The following is a 17841-nucleotide window of genomic DNA, read 5'->3' as shown; positions in this document are numbered from 1 at the left end:
TGCTCACCTCTGCCCTGCATGACGATCCCAGAGGACATAGCGGTCCAGGTGAATGACCGGTCCAACATACAACTTCTACTTACGTATTTATGAAACACCTGATCATTGGCGTTCTCATCCTCTGGGCTTTCTTCCAAATTTCAGGCCTGATCTGGTCCTCGAAAGGGCAACCGCCCAGCCCAGCCTTCACTCGCCTCCTGGAACCGCCGCAACAACGTCTCGTCGATCCCTATGAGAATGGCTATTTCTATTTGCTCGGGTTTGCCTCAGCTGCGACGCTCGATCCCGCCAAGACGGGGCATGAAATATGGGTTGAAACCAACGCCGCTCCAAGCAACAGCGAATTCAACTACGACAAGCTTGGACGTGCAGAACTGCAGATTCAACTCCCTGTCGAACGGATCATCCCTTCCTGGAACGCCGAGAGCCCGATGAATGAGTTCAGGAATATGCAGGCATGGTTCCACCAGGTGACCGGTCGCGACCGGACCTTTCTAACACGATATGAGCGATGGCTCTCTATGCCGTTCGAAGACATGGGATTCGCGCACTGCGGCACGCCTCGCTTTGCCGAAATGTTTCTCGCCCATCGCCTCTATATCGCCGACGGATTTTCCCGCCAGACAGTCCTGGGCATGCACCGGATGACGCAAGACCTTCGTATGTGGCGACATGTACTTCGAGATGCGACCACCATCGCCACCAAAGTCATGGCGCAAATCGTCATCACCGACGATCTCCACCTGCTCTCGACCTTATTGTCGCAAGCAACCGTCGACAAAACCGTCCTGGCGATGACTCCCAACATCGCACCCCCACTGACGGCAACTGAGTCGTCGCTCCGCTGGCCGCTACAACATCAATTCACACTTGGCGTCCAGGCCGATCGCACAGGCACATTCATCACGAAACGGCCGTCCGAATCTCTCCTGACACCCCAACAGTGGCTGGCAGGCGCAGCCCGTCTGCCCGAACAGGCCTTTGATCGAATCGCACATCCACTACCCCGCTCGTTGGTCGGCATCCCGTTACAAACGCGAGAGACCTGGGAAATGTACGCGACCTACTACGATGCCATCATCCATGCGACAGAAACTGGACAGACGACCTTGCCCACACTCAGAGAGCTGTCCGGAACCGCACGTCACGGCATGACTGAACGCCTCATCAATACCGCTCCATTCGAGCCTGACTGGGCCCCCTTCCACTATCAGCTGAAGGAGACCGATGCCAGGCTGCGGCTCGCCTCATTACAGGTCGTCTTGCGGCGCCCGAGCGCACAAACCACCGTGCCGAATCGACTCGCGGAAGTCGGCTCGTCCTATTACGACCCATTTAGCGGATTGCCGATGTTGTGGAGCCCGACGCAGCAGAAGATCTATAGCGTGGGGAAAGACCGATTCGACGATGGTGGCGACCAGAGTTTCGATGTCAGTGTTCCTGCGATGGTCACCCTCGCACCAGCGACCAAGGAAATCCAGGCAACTCCTCCAAGCCGAAAAACTAACCGCCGCTAGTCCTAAACCGAATCTTGAGTACTAATATCGCCCCCGTCAGTATCAGCGTCACAGCATTGGTCAAAATAATCGGCCAGGACTGAAGCACCAGTCCATAGAGAAACCAGAGCCCAACGCCTGAGGTGAAAATCGCCAGCATGCCCAGCGAGACATCACCCGCAGACTTCGAGATCCATGTCTTCTGCAGCTGGGGCCAGAAAGCACAGGTCGTCAACGTCCCTGCCGCAAAACCCAACAGATCGATTCCGGTCATGATTCCCTCTCCACTCGCAAGCCCGACATTCCCGAACAACCACTCATGTCCCCCCCAACCTGCTTGTCAAGACCGATGTCCCTGTGGTACATTTGCCCGTTCGCAATATTGTCTTGATTCGACCAGATGAAGGAGTGTACCCGTGGCATTTACATGCGACCTCTGCGACAAACGACGCCAATCCGGCAATAACATCAGTCACGCCAATAACAAGACCAAGCGGATCTTCAAGCCCAACCTCCAGCCAGTCAGGGCCTTGATCGACGGTCAGCCAAAGCGCCTTCGAGTCTGCACTCGCTGCCTTCGCAGCGGCAAAGTCATCAAAGCCGTATAACAGATCCAGACAAAGACCGACGTTCGAAGTTCAGGGTATCGCGCAGCAACACCTTGGACTTCGAACCATTTGTACTCTTGCCCACCCACGCAAGCCCCTCGTCTCGCAAGCCAAGCTAGTTTCCCAGAAGACCCTTATGGGGCCGACCAGATCACACGGCCGCTCTGATCGGACAGCTTCACGGCAAACCGATCGTCCGGCGACAGGGCCAACGTCCGATTCCCATCACGGCTCATCAGCACCAGACCGACCTCGCCATTCTTATCAAGTCCCAATCCAGCTCGTGCCTTTCCAGTCTGATCCAGCAGGAGAAACTCTTCCGCATTGACCCCATTCGTCTTCTGCGCCTTCGCAGATATCGGCGCCAGCCACCAGCCGCTGACGGCGCCGCCGACCATGCTTCCAACGAACGTCACGACGACTAAAAATATAAATTGGCCTCGGCTCACAGTGCCTCCTCGTTGATATCGCACAGGGCTATCGCCCATGCTGCTGCCTGACTTCGATTTCCCTCAAGGACTGCGTGTACGGTGCGCACATCTCTTTCGCCTTGGGAGGCTCATCTTGATACTTGGTCAAACAGAGCCGATAGGCCTTCAGGAGTTCCGCTCGCTCATCCTGCAAATCCGCCGTCGATTTGAGCACCCGATATTCTTCATAGTAATGACAGCCAGTGACAGTGAAAATGCACCAGAGCGCCAATCCAAGCATGACCGTCTGTTTCATCAGTCCACCTTTGTCTAGATACAACAAAGGACTTGGAAGCGCATGCCTCTCAAGTCCTCCATCTCTCCCGTAAGACGCGTCACGCCTCACGTTTTAGTCTTATTTTGGAGCGGGCGAGGGGATTTGAACCCCTGACAACTTGCTTGGGAAGCAAGGACTCTACCACTGAGCTACGCCCGCTCACTGCACCGAATCCTACCTGGGCCTCTAGGCCAAGTCAAGAAACTCCTCGTACTATCCCTTGAATTCAACCAGTGCAAACTTTCGCCGACCAACCTTCAGTCGATAGGCTTTTCCTGTCACGATCGACAAGACCGCATTGGCATCGCTCTGCTTCTGTTCATCGACCTCTAACCCACCCTGAATGATCAATCGTCTGGCTTCGCTCTTGCTCGGAACCAACCCTGTCTTGGCGACCAGATCGACCAAACCGATCGTCTGGCCCTCGCGCAGATCAGCCAGGGTCAGGGTCAAGCGCACGTCCGGCTCTGCGGGAAACTCTCGCTCTGAAAATTTCTGTTGAAAGGCCGCCCTTGCCTGTTGGCCAGCCTCTGCCCCGTGATACCGGGCCACGATCATCGCCGCGAGTGCCTGTTTCGCCTCCATCGGATGTGCGGCCTTTACTCCAGCCAAGTCTTCCGTGGTGAGCAGCTCGTAGTACCGGAGCATCAATGCATCGGTGACGGACATGAGCTTGCCGAACATGTCGTTCGGGGCATCTTCCAACGCAATGTAGTTCCCCTGGCTCTTGCTCATCTTTTTGACGCCATCCGTGCCTTCGAGCAACGGCATCGTGATGACCACTTGAGGCTCCTGGCCATAATCTCGCTGCAACTCTCGCCCCATCAACAGATTGAACTTTTGATCGGTCCCGCCCAGCTCGATATCGGACTTGAGCGCCACGGAATCGTAGCCCTGCACGAGGGGATACATGAACTCGTGGATACTGATCGGCTTCTGCTCGTGATACCGTTTGTGAAAATCGTCCCGCTCCAGCATCCGCGCGACACTGCTATGCGCACTCAGATGGATCAACCCTTCCGCGGTCATCGTACCCATCCAGCGGCTATTGAACTCCACCAGAGTCTTGGCAGGGTCGAGAATCTTAAAGATCTGCCGCTCGTAGGTCTTGGCATTCTCCAAGACTTTTTCTTTCGACAGCGCGACCCGCGTATCGGATTGGCCGGTCGGATCCCCGATCATCCCGGTGAAATCACCGATCAAGAAAATAACTTGGTGCCCCAACTCCTGAAAGTGCTTAAGCTTGTGGATCAAGACCGTATGACCCAGATGCAGATCCGGCGCGGTCGGATCGAAGCCGGCTTTCACACGGAGCGGACGGTTCTCTTTTAACGACCTAGTCAGCTTCGATTCAAGTTCAGCCCGTTGAATGACCTCCACCACTCCACGGAGAATCAGATCTAGTTGACGGGAGAGTTCACTCATGTCGCTTTCTTCCCTCTGTCCAAAGATGAGGCCTCGGGCGTCACCGTGACCAATGGACGAATTCGTTCAAACTTCTTTTTCCCAATCCCTTTGACGGCTCGCAATTCGTCGAGCGAGCGAAAGGCTCCCACCGATTGCCGATGCGCCATGATCCGTTCCGCCAACTTGGGACCGATCCCCGGCAAGGCATCGAAGTCCTGTTCCGTTGCGCGGTTCAGATCGAGGAGCCCCAGGTGAGATCGTCTCGACGCGGGAGCCATGGCCTGCGGATCTGGCGTCAAGGTCGCAGGGGCTAGACTCACCGCAGCAACTGGTTCACGGCTTAGTGTATTGGCAGACTGCAACCCTTCGAACGATTTCGCGGCAAGATCATGGTCCCGATCGAATGAGGTCGGCAGTGTCCAGCCGATCCAGAAGACGACGGCCATCGTCACGGCGAACATCCCGAGCTTGATGAGAAGGGACTGCATCATGACGGCATCCGCTTTCGCGCCTGATGAATCGCTTTGCCTTCGACATCCTCCGCCGCTTCCATCAACCCTTCGGCCAGCGTCGGATGGGCATGGATCATCTCGGCCATTTGAGTCACTGTCGCGCCGACTTGCATCGCCAAGGCTGCTTCATGCACCAGGTCGGCCGCATGGGCGCCAAGGATATGTACGCCGAGAATTTTTCCGCTCGGCGACTCGGCAATGACCTTAAACAAACCGGTCGTATCCCCTGTCGACTGCGCCTTCCCCAAGCCGGCATAGCGAAAACGTCCGACCTGAATGGTCTCGTCCGGGTTCTGCCCGGCAGCCTGGGCCCGTTCGCGCGCCTGCTGCTCCGTGATACCGACACGACCGATTTCCGGCAGGGTAAAAATTCCGGCAGGAATGACGTCATAGCGAACAGTCGTCTCATGACCCATGATATTTTCGACTGCCACTTTTCCCTGAGCCGAGGCCACGTGCGCCAACATCACCTTACCGACCACGTCGCCGATCGCATAAATCCCCGGCACCGTCGTTTCCATCCGGTCGTTCACGAGAATCTCTCCTCGCCGTCCCGTCTGCACCCCGACCTGCTCCAGTCCGATGCCTTTGCTATTAAACCCTCGCCCTACGGATACCAGCAGCTTCTCCGCCACAACCTGTGAGCCGTCTTTCAAATGAGCGGTGACAGCCGTCGGTGACCGCTCCAATTTCTCTACAGTGGTTCCGGTCTCAACCGTGACCCCGCGCTTCTTCAACTCCCGCTCCATCGTCGAGGAGATATCCTCATCTTCCAGGGACAAGACGCGTGGCATCAATTCCACGATCGTGACCGCAGTACCAAGACCGCTATAGAGGGCAGCAAACTCACAGCCTTCAACACCAGCGCCGAGGATCAGCAAACTCGCAGGAATACGATCGAGATCCAGGAGATGTTGGCTCGTGAGCAACTGCTGTCCGTCGATTGGAAACTGCAGCAGATTAGGCCAGGACGATCCGGTCGCCACCACAATGGCATCGGCCTGAATATCCCGCACCGACCCATCGGCAGCAGTCACCGTCACCGTCTGCCGGGCGCGTATTGAACCAGTCCCCTGCATCTGCTCGATGTTCCAGGCCTTGAAGAGTGTGGCAATGCCCTTCACGAGTGACGCCACGACTTTATTCTTTCGGGCGACCATCTTAGCAAGATCGTACGAGACCGGTCCTTGAACGAGCAGCCCCATGTCTTCAGCTTTTTTGACTTTGTCGCCAAGTTCGACGACCGAGAGGAGGGCCTTGCTGGGAATGCAGCCCCAATTCAAGCAGACGCCGCCAAGCGCGTGGGATTCGATGACCGTGACCCGGGCACCCAGCTGGGCTGCGCGAATCGCCGCGACATACCCGCCAGGCCCGGCGCCGACAATGACGATGTGCTTAGACATGGAAACGAATCAATGCTTTTGCGTGGAGAGAAAGGCCTCGTACTGGGCTGCCGTCATCAGTCCCTCGACTTCGCCCGCATTGGAGAGATCGATCAGCACCATCCAGCCCTTGCCATAGGGATCGGAGTTCACGACTTCCGGGTGATCCTTCAAGTCGACATTGATCTTGGCAATGGTGCCGCTTACAGGTGTGTAGATCGTGGAGGTTGTCTTGGTCGATTCCACTTCGCCGATCTGCTGCCCCGCCTTGACGACGGCGCCGGGCTTCGGCATATCGATGAAGACAATATCGCCCAACGCATCCTGGGCAAAATGACTGATGCCTACCGTGGCCTGCAAGCCGCTCACGCGCACCCATTCATGCTCTTGGTGGTACCGGAGATCTTTCGGAATCATGCGCGCTCCTTCTAAAGCAAAAGAAGGCCGAAGTTGGGTAAGGCAGAAGCCTGAACTACTCTCATCGCACCTCGACTTCAGCCTTGATCTCGACCTGTATTTTTTGGGGATCGTAGTGGTCCGGTGCCTCTTTTGTCAAGGAATCGCCGGTCCGTTCATCAGCAACAAATGAGGACCGGCCTGCCCAACTGTTGCCGCAATGGAGGCTTGCACCGCTGCGACCAACGAGGCTGGGTCCGAAGCACCCAGGGCCATGCCCATCCAGAGTTGCCGTTCATCTCCGAACGTCAGCGCCAATCGTTGTCGCACCCGCTCCATCCCGGCCCCTGGCTCATTCGATCGCTCAGGCGAAATCGGCTCCGGCTGAACGATGACATGTAACCCTCGTTGCTTGGTCTCGAGCAGATCTTCTCCATAGTCCGTCAATGCCTCCGCCGGTGAGAGCACCGCCTGCTCATGCACAGCCACCGCCGTTACAAACCCCGGTCTCGTCTGACGCAACTGACGGGTGAGTTGTGCAAGAAACCCAAGATAGGTCCTCGTCTTCCACCCGGCCCAGCGCCAGGCATCCGGCGAGACCGGTTGGTCCCGGCTATCGAGCGAAAGACCAAACATCCCTTCGAACTGCCGTCGCGACATCGGGCTCCATTCTTCGGCGAACCCCCGAGCCCTCCTCGCCCCCACCACTAGCCCATCGATGTCGGTGCGCAACAAATCCTGCGCGACTTCCCCGACGGCACGCTGATAATCGGGCTGGAGTATATCGATAGAACCGGCCTGCTGGCTTATGCCGTTGGCTATGACCGTACGCCGCTCAGGACTCACCGCCATCCAGTCAGGCTCATGGAGATTGAGCGACGCCAAGACCGCCATCCCCTTGGCATGGGCGACCGGCACGATCGTCTTGAACCGATCCGCGACAACCGGAGCCTTGGTGGTTTGACCAAATATCCCCATCGGGCCTGACGCCCCAGCCTCGAGAATCAACGATGTCACACCGGCGTCGGCGAGCTGCGCAATCCAGACCCCGGCATCAGACGCCATGAGCCAGTCCAGATTCGACAACCAGAGCGCAACCTGCCGCCGTTCCAATAAAGAGGTCGAGCCGAAACTCCGGCGAAAGGTGTCCAGCCGATTGAGCGCATGAAAAGCATAAGTGCCGGCGAGCGGAACAGATGGCGGCGCCGCCCCGACCACCGTGCGATAGACCGACAGCGCAGCCGGGAGATCCCCGCGCTCCTCATTGGAACGTGCAAGCCACCAGCGCGCTTCACTCAACCTGGGAGAGTTGGGATTGGAGTCGACGAATCGTTGGAAAAGCACAGCAGCCAGCGGATACCGCTCTTGCACAAAGGCCCGATAGGCGGATTCAAGAAGCTTGGTCTGGGCGTCCAGTGCCGGATCGGCACCGGACGCAACAGACGGCGATGAAGCGGGAAACTGGTGCGCCAGACCGGCGCACCCGGAAAGAACCACACACAGCACACAAAACATCCATCGCACAAAGTCGAGGCAACGTGGAACGGGAAATCGCACAGCCGTTCACGCCTGCCAACAGGCGTCCTTATTTGACGAGGTCTGTTTCTGGGAAGAAATAGGAGACCTCAAACTTCGCTGTCTCCGGCGAATCGGATCCATGCACCGCATTGAACTCGATATTCGCGCCATGCGCCTTGCGAATCGTGCCAGCTTCGGCCTTGGCTGGATCGGTCGCACCCATCAGGTCACGGTTCTTCTTGATGGCGTTGTCGCCTTGCAGGGTAAGCACCACGACCGGACCGGACGACATGAACGTGCAGAGGCTGTCGAAAAATGGACGGGCCTTATGCACGGCATAGAACCCCTCGGCCGTTGATTTCGAAAACTGCATCATGCGGATGGCCACTGGCGTCAGACCGGCCTTTTCATAGCTGGCAATAATGTCGCCAATCGCATGCTTCTTGACTGCATCCGGCTTGATAATCGCTAATGTTCGTTCACTCATGGGCTCTAAGGCTCCTCCAGATAGTTAAAGGATAGATTGAACAGCACTGGCGCATTATAAGTGGCGGATAATGGGCTTGCAAGAGTCGGATAGGCGGTACGGTGCTCCGCCTTGGTCAATCGGCGCTCGCATCAATGATGCCGGTGATCAGCTCAGCCCAGGTCACATTGAAGGATGGAGTGACCAGAAATAGCACTGTGATTACCCTGGCCGTCAACGGCTGGAGCAATCCCCTGTACTACAATCTCAAGATACGCGCCCTAACGGGCTGCGCGACGCCACGACAGCTTCAACGTGCTGAGTCCTGAGCGCTGAGTCGGCACCGATCAAGCATCCTTGCACTGGCTCAGCACTGAGCACTCAGAATTCAGCTCTTTCAGAATGTCGCGCATCTGCGTGAAAGCTTTGGCGCGATGACTGATGGTGTTTTTTTGTTCTACCGAGATCTGCGCCAAGGTTTTGCCGAGTTCTGGAACGAAGAACACTGGATCGTATCCGAACCCCACCGTACCGCTCGCCTCTTCTGTGATCGTGCCGTCCAGCGTGCCCTGCGCCACTCGTACTTCGCCCGATGGAAGGGCGAGGGCTGCAACAGTGAGAAAGCGAGTGGTTCGTCGTTCACGAGGCACGCCCGTCAACTCTCGCAGCAACTTCCTGCAATTGTCGTCGTAGGTGGCGTCTTCGCCGGCATACCGGGCGGCATAGACACCGGGCCGCCCACCGAGTGCGTCCACTTCGAGTCCCGTATCGTCGGCGACCGCCGGCAACCCTGTGAACTCGGCAATGGCACGCGCTTTCTTGATCGCATTGGCTTCGCACGTGGTCCCATCTTCGACCACGTCCGGTGCATCGGGAAACTCATCGAGGCTGCGTATCGTGATACCAAGATCACGTAGGAGCGCGACGAGTTCTATGGCTTTATGCCGGTTGCGAGTGGCGAGCACCACTTCACGGATCATCGCCTCTCCCCTATTCCAATTCCCCGATCAGATCCCTCTGTAGCGCGGTGAGGGTCTGAATCCCGCTCCATCCCACCGCCATGAACTCATCCATTTCCGATTTGGCAAAGGGGGTCCGTTCTGCGGTGCCTTGCACTTCGACATAGCGCCCCTGTCCCGTCATGACGACATTCATATCGACATCGGCCATCGAGTCTTCTGTATAGGCCAGATCGAGCAGGATTTCCCCGCCCACTTTCCCAACGCTGATCGCGGCCAGATAGTCCGTCAATGGACGTTTCTTAATCAGCCCCTTCTTCTTGAGTGAAGAGAAGGCATCGGCCAAGGCAATAAAGGCTCCCGTAATGGAGGCGGTTCTGGTCCCGCCGTCTGCTTGGATCACGTCGCAATCGAGCCAGATCGACCGTTCTCCCATCTGCCCCATATCGGTCACCGCACGGAGGGCTCGCCCGACAAGACGTTGAATTTCTAACGTTCTACCGCTTTGCTTGCCTTTGACCGCTTCACGCGGAGACCGGTCGTGGGTCGAACGAGGGAGCATCGAATACTCTGCCGTGACCCATCCTTGCCCTTTCCCTTTCAGAAAGGGAGGCACTTTCTCTTCGATCGAAGCCGTACAAATGACTTTGGTATCGCCCATTTCAATTAACACAGATCCTTCGGCATGCTTAATGAAATTTCGCGTGACCTTTACCGGACGCAATTGATCTTTTCGCCGCCCATCGACACGTAATAATCCTGCTACACTGCTCATTGGTGACTCCTGTTGTGTGATGTGGCGCATTATAAGTGAAGGCCCGGCGAAAGCGCAATGAAACCGGCCCGGCACCCCAGCGATGACTCGAACCGAGGGAACAGCTGTATGCATTTGATCATTCCTCTCGTCGATTTGTACAAAAGTACACGGTGCGATCGGCGAAATCTGTACAGCCCTTTCCGCACTCCCGTTGAGCGCCCTCCTCCACGCCGCGCAAGCCACGATCACGGCACCCGTTTAACATGCTGTCACAGCGCATCATTCCACTCCTTCTCGATCATCAAGATGTCATCCGTTGTCAGTGGCTGGCAGTGCTGGTTTTTCGCAATATGATGGCACAAAAGGTGCAAATGCCCTTACAGTTCTCTGTGGCCCTTGACCATCATGATCGTATCGAACATCCATCGGACCTAGACAGTCGTTTCCTTCACCACCCAAGACGGACAGACCGTACACATTATGACGCTACTTCTTGACCGACCAAGCCAGCAAACCCTACTTGAGCTCAAACGCATTTTGATCGTCGATGACGAAGAGCCCATCCGTCGGCTCTTGGGATATATGCTGCAGACCCACGGCTACGAAACGGTGCTGGCGTCCGATGCGCGCGACGCGCGCGTGAAACTGGAAGAACAACCTTTTGCCTTGATGTTGTGCGATGTGAATATGCCCGGCGAGTCGGGCATGGATCTGGTCCGTAATATCCTGAGCCAGTATCCCTCGACCGCCGTGATCATGGTGACCGGTCTCGATAGTTCCGTGCTGGCGAATGCGGCGTTAGACATCGGCGCATTCGGATACATCGTCAAGCCGTTTGAGTCCAATGAAGTCTTGATCGATGTCGCGAATGCACTCCGCCGCCGCCGGCTGGAGATGGAAAATCGTCTCCAACGAGAGAACCTCGAAGACATCGTGCGAACCAGGACGATGGCGCTGCAGCAAGCGCTCGAGTGGCTCGAACGTAGCGAAAAAGAATTACGCCTCTCGCGAGAAGAAACGATTCAACGGCTGGCCATCGCCGCAGAATACCGGGACGGCGCCACGGCCCAGCATATTCATCGCATGAGTCACTACTGCGAATTGCTCGCCAGGAAATACGGGCTCTCAGCGGAACGCTGTGAGTTAATCCGCACCGCCAGCCCGATGCATGACATCGGCAAGATCGGAACACCGGATCATGTGCTCCTGAAGCCCGGCAAGTTCACGCCGGAAGAGTTCGACGTGATCTCTCAACATGCAGAAATCGGCTATCGCATCCTCGACGGATCGGATGCGGAGATCCTCAAAGTAGCCGCCTTGATTGCCTGGACCCACCATGAACGCTGGGATGGAAATGGCTATCCACGGAAGCTCAAAGGCGAAGCGATTCCCATCGAAGGACGGATCGCCGCCATTGCCGATGCGTTCGATGCACTCACCACACAACGGGTCTACAAGCCGGCTTTCACCCTAGACCACGCCGTCGAGCTCATGAGCAAACATCGAGGCGAACACTTCGACCCCGAGCTGCTCGATATCTTCTTTGCTTCGATGGACGACATCAAACGCATTCACGACCGGTATGCCGACCCTTCATCGCCCGGAATCGTTCCCGAATCATAAGTATCCGTTTCCGTCATTTCGTTGACCGGTTTTCTACCCGCCGATATACTTGCCTCATCTCGATCGGTACAGATCCCCACGCAGATTTCCAGATCCTGTACCCCACCATCTCACGCTCGCGAAAGGTCCGCCGACTATGGCAAAGAAGACGATTTCTGCGCGCAAACAAGCCGCGACACGCAATTGGATTGCCTACCTCTGCGAAGCCTTGGTGACATCGGGCACGATGCCGACGTGGGAGGCAGCCACCTATCTGACCGAGAACCTGTTTGGAGAGAAACCCAATCCTCGCCTCCTCAGTACGACAAACCCCTACGAAGTGACGTCTCAATTTCTTCAACGGCTGTACCATCCACTCGTGGAAGCCGCATCTCGCGACATCTCGTTGCCTGAGAGCGCCATGCTGCACGTGTTTACCGATATCAGCCTAACGGGAAAATCCGCGGTGCTCGTTGTCTACCTGCCTGGCAATACTCAGCCACACCAACTGTTGATGTTGGATGCAGCGAAGGCCTGGGAGTTGGTCTTTACTGATTCAGAAGACGTGAATCGGTGGGCTGAAGAACGGTATCGGCGAGTGAAGACGGCTCTGACCGCGGCGATCGGCAAGCCGACTCATGCGAAAGTCCTCGCCGCAGTGTCATAACAGAAAGGTGAACCGGTTCGTGAACAACCTTCCCCTCAGACTATCCGCCAGTGGGTTCATAGTTCAGGTTCGGCCCCAACCATCGTTCGAGTGCTGAAAGCGGCATGCCCTTTCGCAACTGATAGTCGAGCACCTGATCCTTCCCAATCTTCCCCACCGCAAAGTATCTGGCGTCCGGATGCGCGAAGTAAAACCCACTGACCGAAGCCGCCGGCCACATGGCGAAACTTTCCGTCAAGGTAATGCCTGTCTGCTGTTCTGCAGACAAGAGATCGAAAAGCAACCGTTTCTCGGTATGGTCGGGACAGGCAGGATAGCCGGGTGCCGGTCGAATACCTCGATATTTTTCACGGATCAGATCCTCAGCCGACAACGTCTCTCCTTTGCCGTATCCCCACACATCTCGCGCCTGTTTATGGAGATATTCGGCAAAGGCTTCGGCGAGACGATCGGCCAGGGCTTTGGCCATAATAGAATTATAGTCGTCGTGGTCCCGTTCAAACTCTTTACACAAGAGATCGACTCCGATTCCCGTCGTCACGGCAAAGGCTCCAAGATAATCCGTCCGGCCGGACTCTTTCGGCGCGATAAAGTCTGCCAGTGCGAAACTTGGCTGCCCCTGCAGCTTCTCCGACTGCTGACGCAGGGTATGGATGGTCGTCAAGACCGTTGAGCGCTGTTCATCACGGTAAACCTCGATATCGTCTCCCACACTATTGGCAGGGAAGAAGCCATAGACCCCGTTGGCGGTGAATAGCCGTTGCTCCACAATCTTCCGAAGCAAGGCTAACGCGTCGTCATGCAACTCCTTCGCCTTTGGCCCCACGACTGGATCGTCAAAAATGGTCGGGTAACGACCACGCAATTCCCACGTATGAAAAAACGGCGACCAATCGATATAGGGAATCAGTTGATCCAACAGCTGCTTCGGCAATGTCTTGATCCCTGTAAAGGCAGGTGTGGGAATATCGACCTCGGCCCACTTCGATTCGAATCGATTGGCTCGCGCCTTCGCCAACGGCCAGAGGGATTTGGCTCCCTTGTCGTGATGGGTCTGACGGATCGAATCGTAATCTGCGCGAATCGTCTTGGAAAACTCATCCCGCAACTCCGCATTGACCAGGCTCCCGACGACACCCACGGCCCTGGAAGCGTCCAGCACATGTACCACAGAGTGGTTGTAGGAGGGCGCGATCTTGACGGCCGTATGGGCTTTACTCGTGGTGGCGCCGCCGATCAGCAGCGGCAGATCAAAGCCCTCACGCTTTAACTCGCGTGCCACATGGGCCATTTCATCCAGCGAGGGGGTAATCAGTCCGCTCAACCCGATGATCGCAACTCCATGTTCGCGTGCTGCCGCTAAAATCTGCTCACAGGGCACCATCACCCCAAGATCGATCACCTCGTAGTTATTGCAGCCCAGGACCACACCGACGATGTTCTTCCCGATGTCGTGTACATCGCCCTTCACCGTGGCAAGGAGGACCTTCCCATTGGAGCTTGAAGCCCCCGACTTGAGCTTCTCCTCCTCCATGAAGGGCATCAGGTAGGCCACAGCCTTCTTCATGACTCGAGCGCTCTTGACCACTTGCGGCAAAAACATCTTGCCGGCCCCGAAGAGGTCCCCGACGATATTCATCCCGGCCATCAAAGGTCCCTCGATCACATGTAGCGGCTTCGCATACTGCAAACGGGCTTCTTCGATATCCTGCTCGATGTAGTCGGTCACACCTTTGACTAAGGCATGGGAGAGTCGCTCCTCGACCGTGCCTGAACGCCACTCATCGTCTTTGACTGCCACCTTACCCAATTGTTTGACGGTCTCGGCAAAGGTCACCAACCGCTCCGTCGCATCGGGCCGGCGGTTCAGCAGCACGTCTTCCACCAGCTCCAACAAATCCTTGGGAATCTCCTCGTACACCGCCAACTGTCCGGCGTTCACGATCCCCATGTCCAGACCGGCCTTGATGGCGTGATAGAGGAATGCCGCGTGCATCGCCTCGCGCACGCGATTGTTGCCACGGAAGGAAAAGGAAATGTTGCTCACGCCGCCGCTGACTTTCGCGAGCGGAAGATGTTGTTTGATCCAGCGTGTCGCGTCGAGGAAGTTCACCGCATAATTGTTGTGTTCCTCGATGCCGGTCGCCACAGTGAGGATGTTCGGATCGAAGATGATGTCCTGGGCGGGAAAGCCGATGCGTTCCGTGAGGAGGCGATAGGCCCGCTCACAGACCTCAATCTTGCGCTCGTAGGTATCGGCCTGGCCACGCTCATCGAACGCCATGACCACCACCGCCGCCCCGTAACGATGGACCAACTTCGCCTGATGGAGGAACTTGGCTTCGCCTTCTTTGAGGCTGATGCTATTGACGACCGGCTTACCCTGAATGTTCTTCAAGCCCGTTTCAAGAATGTCCCACTTCGAACTGTCTACCATGACGGGGACGCGAGTGATATCCGGTTCCGAGGCAACCAGCCGTAGAAATTTTTCCATGGCAGCCTGGGAATCGAGCATGCCTTCGTCCATATTGATGTCGATGATCTGAGCGCCCCCCTCGACCTGCTGCCGCGCCACCGAGAGCGCCGATTCATACTCGCCAGCCAGAATCAGTTTAGAAAAAGCCGGTGACCCCGTGACGTTGGTTCGTTCACCGATATTCACAAAGTTGGATTCCGGCCGCAGGGTGACCGCTTCCAACCCGCTGAGCCTGGTATAGGGCTCGACGGGCTTCGGGACGCGCGGCGGAATACCCCTGACGGCCTCAGCGATCATCTTGATGTGCCCCGGCGTCGTCCCACAACAGCCGCCCACGATATTCAGCCAGCCATTCTGCGCCCATTCTTTTAATTGGGGTGCCAGACTGTCCGGTGTCTCAGGAAATCCCGTCGGCAGCAACGGATTCGGCAGTCCGGCATTCGGATGGCTGCTCACAAGGATCGGAGCCAGACGAGAAAGCTCTTCAATCAACGGCCGCATTTCCTTGGGCCCCAAGGCGCAGTTGATCCCCACACTGAGCAACGGCACATGAGAGATCGAATTCCAAAAGGCTTCGATGGTTTGGCCCGTGACCCCACGGTTGCTGCCGGCTTGAATAAACGTCACTGACGCCATGATGGGAAGCTTCACGTGGCGATCTTCAAAAAACGTATCGATGGCAAAGAACGCGGCTTTCGCATTGAGCGTATCGAAAATGGTTTCGACTAATAATATGTCAACACCGCCGTCCACTAAGCCACGAATCTGCTCGTAGTACACCGTCACCAGTTCGTCGTAGGTCGTGCCGCGGGCCGCAGAATTGTTGACATCGGTTGAAATCGACGAGGTCTTCGTCGTGGGACCGATGGCCCCGGCCACAAAGCAGGAGCGACCAGGGGTCGCCGACATGACCTGCGCCGCCGCACGCCTGGCACATTCCCCTCCTGCCCGCGCAATTTCGTAGGCCAAAGACTCCATGCCGTAATCGGCCAGGGAAATGGCTTGGGCATTGAACGTATTCGTCTCCACGATATCGGCGCCGGCCTCGAAGTACTGGCGATGAATCTCCTCAATGATGGCCGGCTGCGTGAGGTTCAACAGATCGTTGTGCCCCTTTTGGTCCTTCTTCCAATCTTTGAACCGCTCGCCCCGAAATGCCGCCTCGTCCAGCTTCCGCTGCTGGATCATGGTCCCCATCGCCCCGTCGAGGACGAGAATGCGTTGTTGCAGCAGGGTTTCTAACTTTGCACTCATACAACCTGTCTCCGTGATCGACTACGTCTCAATGACAAAAAACCAGTCGACATCATAACTGAGCGGTTCCGGCGCCAGCAAGCAATCCCGCTTATCGTGCCTTGACAGGACGGGAGTCCACCGATAACATGCCGTGACTAGCTGGAGAGACACTGTGCTCCTGCGTGACGCGTCCCATACCATTCTCGTGCTTCTCGTCGCGCTGGTCTCGACGACCAGCCTCTGGATCCACCCCTCCCCAGCCTTTGCGGCGCCCTATTTTGAGGATGGGTATCTCGGGCTGACACAAACAGAACTCCATCAACAACTCGGAATGCCACAAGCGGTACGGGATCGAAAATCCGCGCTGCGCGTCTTCACCTACTACGCCATCACCGATTGGGAGAAGTATTTCCGGAAGCTCGTCTCCCCGGAAAACGGCGAGGATGTCTACACTGTGACCCGTGAGGGCATCGAGATCCGCTACTCATTCAGTTACACCTTCGATCCCAACGACGAAAGCGACAATCGAACCCTCTTCGTTCGGCTCGTCGACATCGAGTTTTCCCCGGCCGTCCCCCTCTCCAAGATCCCGGCACTGGTCCCGGAGTTTCACCCTTCTGAGAACCCCGCCGCTCCCTCATTCCGATCGAACATCTGGATCCTGCTATTCAAGGGCACTTCGTCGCCACAAGCTCGCTTTATTGTGAAAGAAGCCGCGAAGGATACGCTCGAATGGAGCCTGGCCTATCAACTGTTTTCGTTACAAGGCCTGCCCGATCCCCTCACGTCCAAGTCACTCGTCGATCGAATGGAAATCGGCACGCAAAGCGTCGACCTCGTAAAGCAACGCCAGCGACATACGCATGACCCTATCCTGAATCCCTACTCGCAAGAATTCTCCCAACGCCAACTGCCCCCTCAGGTGCCCACTGTCAAAAAGATTCCCCTACCCAAGTACGCGGATTAGCCACGACTGGGTGTCACGATTCAACACGATGATCAGGAAAAATTAGGGAAGGCGCTGGAGACGGTCCTGCTGTTGCTCTTGGGCTTTTACCGCCCGACCTGTGAAGAGATCCAATGCGGAATCTTGGGAAGTAAAGAGCAAGATAGGCACGGTCAAACCCAACATGACCAAGCACCAGAGAGAGAGGAAGCGAATAGCTTGGCTTCGCGCAAATAGTCTGGCCAATAGACACATCACCCCGACAAGACCGCCGACAGTCAGCACTTGAGACTGATAGGAGCTTAACCCGGAAATACTTGGCGCGAATGTACCGAGTTGCGCACGAGCGACCTGTGCCCAATCGGATACCGACTGCTGTAGCCGCACCGCCGTCGAATGATTGGTGGCGACTAGGGGCGCATGGTCTGTCGCCTGCACCTTCGCACGATACCGTTCGGGAATGGTCTCGTAGTTGTCCGTCATGACTGCCGTGCCTCGTTCATCGATATAGGAATAGATGATGGTGGCAGACACTGACTCCGGTAACAGGAGGCTACTGATCCAGAGAAGGAAGACTCCTACAAGGACAGCGGCACTGCCATGGAGCAGAAAAGGGCTTCGTTGATCCCGAGGAATCGTGTCATGGCTGGATAGACGCATCTCCAT

Annotated in this window: 19 protein-coding genes and 1 tRNA gene; 6 read left to right on the top strand and 14 right to left on the bottom strand. The window is 56.5% G+C overall.

Features of this window, described 5'->3' with window-relative positions; all coding sequences use genetic code 11:
• Window positions 1-89 precede the first annotated feature (89 nt).
• Window positions 90-1517, top strand: coding sequence for a hypothetical protein (locus Q7U76_10760; GenBank protein ID MDO8356858.1), 1428 nt, complete (start codon window positions 90-92; stop codon window positions 1515-1517).
• On the opposite strand, the gene Q7U76_10755 is transcribed toward Q7U76_10760, so the two are convergent.
• Window positions 1504-1770: a SemiSWEET transporter gene (locus Q7U76_10755; GenBank protein MDO8356857.1), complete on the bottom strand. Its 267-nt coding sequence runs from the start codon at window positions 1768-1770 to the stop codon at window positions 1504-1506. The two genes, Q7U76_10760 and Q7U76_10755, sit on opposite strands and share 14 nt — an antisense overlap.
• A 142-nt stretch (window positions 1771-1912) precedes the next feature.
• On the opposite strand from Q7U76_10755, the gene rpmB reads away from it, so the two are divergent.
• Window positions 1913-2104: a 50S ribosomal protein L28 gene (gene rpmB / locus Q7U76_10750; protein MDO8356856.1), complete on the top strand. Its 192-nt coding sequence runs from the start codon at window positions 1913-1915 to the stop codon at window positions 2102-2104.
• A 134-nt stretch (window positions 2105-2238) separates the two neighbouring features.
• Here rpmB and Q7U76_10745 read toward each other — a convergent pair whose 3' ends face one another.
• The 9 genes from Q7U76_10745 to ndk form a co-directional block, all read right to left on the bottom strand.
• Complete coding sequence (locus Q7U76_10745; protein MDO8356855.1) at window positions 2239-2553, bottom strand: hypothetical protein; 315 nt, start codon at window positions 2551-2553, stop codon at window positions 2239-2241.
• Between the two features lie 28 nt (window positions 2554-2581).
• A complete protein-coding gene (locus tag Q7U76_10740; protein ID MDO8356854.1) occupies window positions 2582-2830 on the bottom strand; it encodes a hypothetical protein in 249 nt (82 codons plus the stop codon).
• A gap of 105 nt (window positions 2831-2935) precedes the next feature.
• A tRNA-Gly gene (locus tag Q7U76_10735) sits at window positions 2936-3010 on the bottom strand.
• Between the two features lie 54 nt (window positions 3011-3064).
• The gene (gene tyrS, locus Q7U76_10730) at window positions 3065-4276 is read right to left on the bottom strand and encodes a tyrosine--tRNA ligase (protein MDO8356853.1); all 1212 of its coding nucleotides are present in this window, start codon (window positions 4274-4276) and stop codon (window positions 3065-3067) included.
• Window positions 4273-4749: a helix-hairpin-helix domain-containing protein gene (locus Q7U76_10725; protein MDO8356852.1), complete on the bottom strand. Its 477-nt coding sequence runs from the start codon at window positions 4747-4749 to the stop codon at window positions 4273-4275. The genes tyrS and Q7U76_10725 overlap by 4 nt, the downstream gene beginning before the upstream one ends.
• The gene (lpdA, locus tag Q7U76_10720) at window positions 4746-6173 is read right to left on the bottom strand and encodes a dihydrolipoyl dehydrogenase (GenBank protein MDO8356851.1); all 1428 of its coding nucleotides are present in this window, start codon (window positions 6171-6173) and stop codon (window positions 4746-4748) included. The genes Q7U76_10725 and lpdA overlap by 4 nt, the downstream gene beginning before the upstream one ends.
• 9 nt (window positions 6174-6182) lie before the next feature.
• Window positions 6183-6569 (bottom strand): glycine cleavage system protein GcvH, encoded by a 387-nt coding sequence (gcvH, locus tag Q7U76_10715; protein MDO8356850.1) that lies wholly within the window; start codon window positions 6567-6569, stop codon window positions 6183-6185.
• A gap of 135 nt (window positions 6570-6704) precedes the next feature.
• Entirely contained in the window at window positions 6705-8054 is a 1350-nt protein-coding gene (locus tag Q7U76_10710) for a tetratricopeptide repeat protein (GenBank protein MDO8356849.1), read from the bottom strand.
• 79 nt (window positions 8055-8133) lie between these two features.
• A complete protein-coding gene (gene ndk / locus Q7U76_10705) occupies window positions 8134-8553 on the bottom strand; it encodes a nucleoside-diphosphate kinase (protein MDO8356848.1) in 420 nt (139 codons plus the stop codon).
• A 137-nt stretch (window positions 8554-8690) separates the two neighbouring features.
• On the opposite strand from ndk, the gene Q7U76_10700 reads away from it, so the two are divergent.
• Window positions 8691-8861, top strand: coding sequence for a hypothetical protein (locus Q7U76_10700; protein ID MDO8356847.1), 171 nt, complete (start codon window positions 8691-8693; stop codon window positions 8859-8861).
• Between the two features lie 18 nt (window positions 8862-8879).
• On the opposite strand, the gene Q7U76_10695 is transcribed toward Q7U76_10700, so the two are convergent.
• Both Q7U76_10695 and rph read right to left on the bottom strand, forming a co-directional pair.
• On the bottom strand, window positions 8880-9509 hold the full coding sequence (locus Q7U76_10695) for an XTP/dITP diphosphatase (protein ID MDO8356846.1): 630 nt from the start codon (window positions 9507-9509) through the stop codon (window positions 8880-8882).
• A 13-nt stretch (window positions 9510-9522) separates the two neighbouring features.
• Window positions 9523-10266 (bottom strand): ribonuclease PH, encoded by a 744-nt coding sequence (gene rph / locus Q7U76_10690; protein ID MDO8356845.1) that lies wholly within the window; start codon window positions 10264-10266, stop codon window positions 9523-9525.
• Between the two features lie 462 nt (window positions 10267-10728).
• On the opposite strand from rph, the gene Q7U76_10685 reads away from it, so the two are divergent.
• Together Q7U76_10685 and Q7U76_10680 are read left to right on the top strand one after the other, a co-directional pair.
• Window positions 10729-11871 carry a response regulator gene (locus tag Q7U76_10685; GenBank protein ID MDO8356844.1) on the top strand — a complete coding sequence of 381 codons (1143 nt, stop codon included), beginning with the start codon at window positions 10729-10731 and terminating at the stop codon, window positions 11869-11871.
• A gap of 136 nt (window positions 11872-12007) precedes the next feature.
• Window positions 12008-12517 carry a hypothetical protein gene (locus Q7U76_10680; protein MDO8356843.1) on the top strand — a complete coding sequence of 170 codons (510 nt, stop codon included), beginning with the start codon at window positions 12008-12010 and terminating at the stop codon, window positions 12515-12517.
• Window positions 12518-12557: 40 nt separating this feature from the next.
• Here Q7U76_10680 and metH read toward each other — a convergent pair whose 3' ends face one another.
• The gene (gene metH, locus Q7U76_10675) at window positions 12558-16247 is read right to left on the bottom strand and encodes a methionine synthase (protein MDO8356842.1); all 3690 of its coding nucleotides are present in this window, start codon (window positions 16245-16247) and stop codon (window positions 12558-12560) included.
• 154 nt (window positions 16248-16401) lie between these two features.
• On the opposite strand from metH, the gene Q7U76_10670 reads away from it, so the two are divergent.
• Window positions 16402-17196 carry a hypothetical protein gene (locus Q7U76_10670; GenBank protein ID MDO8356841.1) on the top strand — a complete coding sequence of 265 codons (795 nt, stop codon included), beginning with the start codon at window positions 16402-16404 and terminating at the stop codon, window positions 17194-17196.
• A 42-nt stretch (window positions 17197-17238) separates the two neighbouring features.
• Here the strand turns inward: Q7U76_10670 and Q7U76_10665 are convergent, their stop codons facing one another.
• Window positions 17239-17835, bottom strand: a complete 597-nt coding sequence (locus Q7U76_10665; protein MDO8356840.1) for a hypothetical protein — start codon at window positions 17833-17835, stop codon at window positions 17239-17241.
• Between the last annotated feature and the right edge of the window lie 6 nt (window positions 17836-17841).

This window comes from Nitrospirota bacterium (assembly GCA_030645475.1).
Taxonomy (GTDB): Bacteria; Nitrospirota; Nitrospiria; order Nitrospirales; family Nitrospiraceae; genus Palsa-1315.
This window is presented reverse-complemented; position numbering and strand designations above follow the sequence as displayed.

Coding starts and splice junctions, on each gene's coding strand:
- lpdA (MDO8356851.1), bottom strand. CDS start 6,173: ATGTCTAAGCACATCGTCATTGTCGGCGCCGGGCCTGGCGGGTATGTC.
- Q7U76_10665 (MDO8356840.1), bottom strand. CDS start 17,835: ATGCGTCTATCCAGCCATGACACGATTCCTCGGGATCAACGAAGCCCT.
- rph (MDO8356845.1), bottom strand. CDS start 10,266: ATGAGCAGTGTAGCAGGATTATTACGTGTCGATGGGCGGCGAAAAGAT.
- Q7U76_10685 (MDO8356844.1), top strand. CDS start 10,729: ATGACGCTACTTCTTGACCGACCAAGCCAGCAAACCCTACTTGAGCTC.
- tyrS (MDO8356853.1), bottom strand. CDS start 4,276: ATGAGTGAACTCTCCCGTCAACTAGATCTGATTCTCCGTGGAGTGGTG.
- Q7U76_10755 (MDO8356857.1), bottom strand. CDS start 1,770: ATGACCGGAATCGATCTGTTGGGTTTTGCGGCAGGGACGTTGACGACC.
- Q7U76_10760 (MDO8356858.1), top strand. CDS start 90: ATGAAACACCTGATCATTGGCGTTCTCATCCTCTGGGCTTTCTTCCAA.
- metH (MDO8356842.1), bottom strand. CDS start 16,247: ATGAGTGCAAAGTTAGAAACCCTGCTGCAACAACGCATTCTCGTCCTC.
- ndk (MDO8356848.1), bottom strand. CDS start 8,553: ATGAGTGAACGAACATTAGCGATTATCAAGCCGGATGCAGTCAAGAAG.
- gcvH (MDO8356850.1), bottom strand. CDS start 6,569: ATGATTCCGAAAGATCTCCGGTACCACCAAGAGCATGAATGGGTGCGC.
- Q7U76_10700 (MDO8356847.1), top strand. CDS start 8,691: ATGCCGGTGATCAGCTCAGCCCAGGTCACATTGAAGGATGGAGTGACC.
- Q7U76_10725 (MDO8356852.1), bottom strand. CDS start 4,749: ATGATGCAGTCCCTTCTCATCAAGCTCGGGATGTTCGCCGTGACGATG.
- Q7U76_10740 (MDO8356854.1), bottom strand. CDS start 2,830: ATGAAACAGACGGTCATGCTTGGATTGGCGCTCTGGTGCATTTTCACT.
- Q7U76_10680 (MDO8356843.1), top strand. CDS start 12,008: ATGGCAAAGAAGACGATTTCTGCGCGCAAACAAGCCGCGACACGCAAT.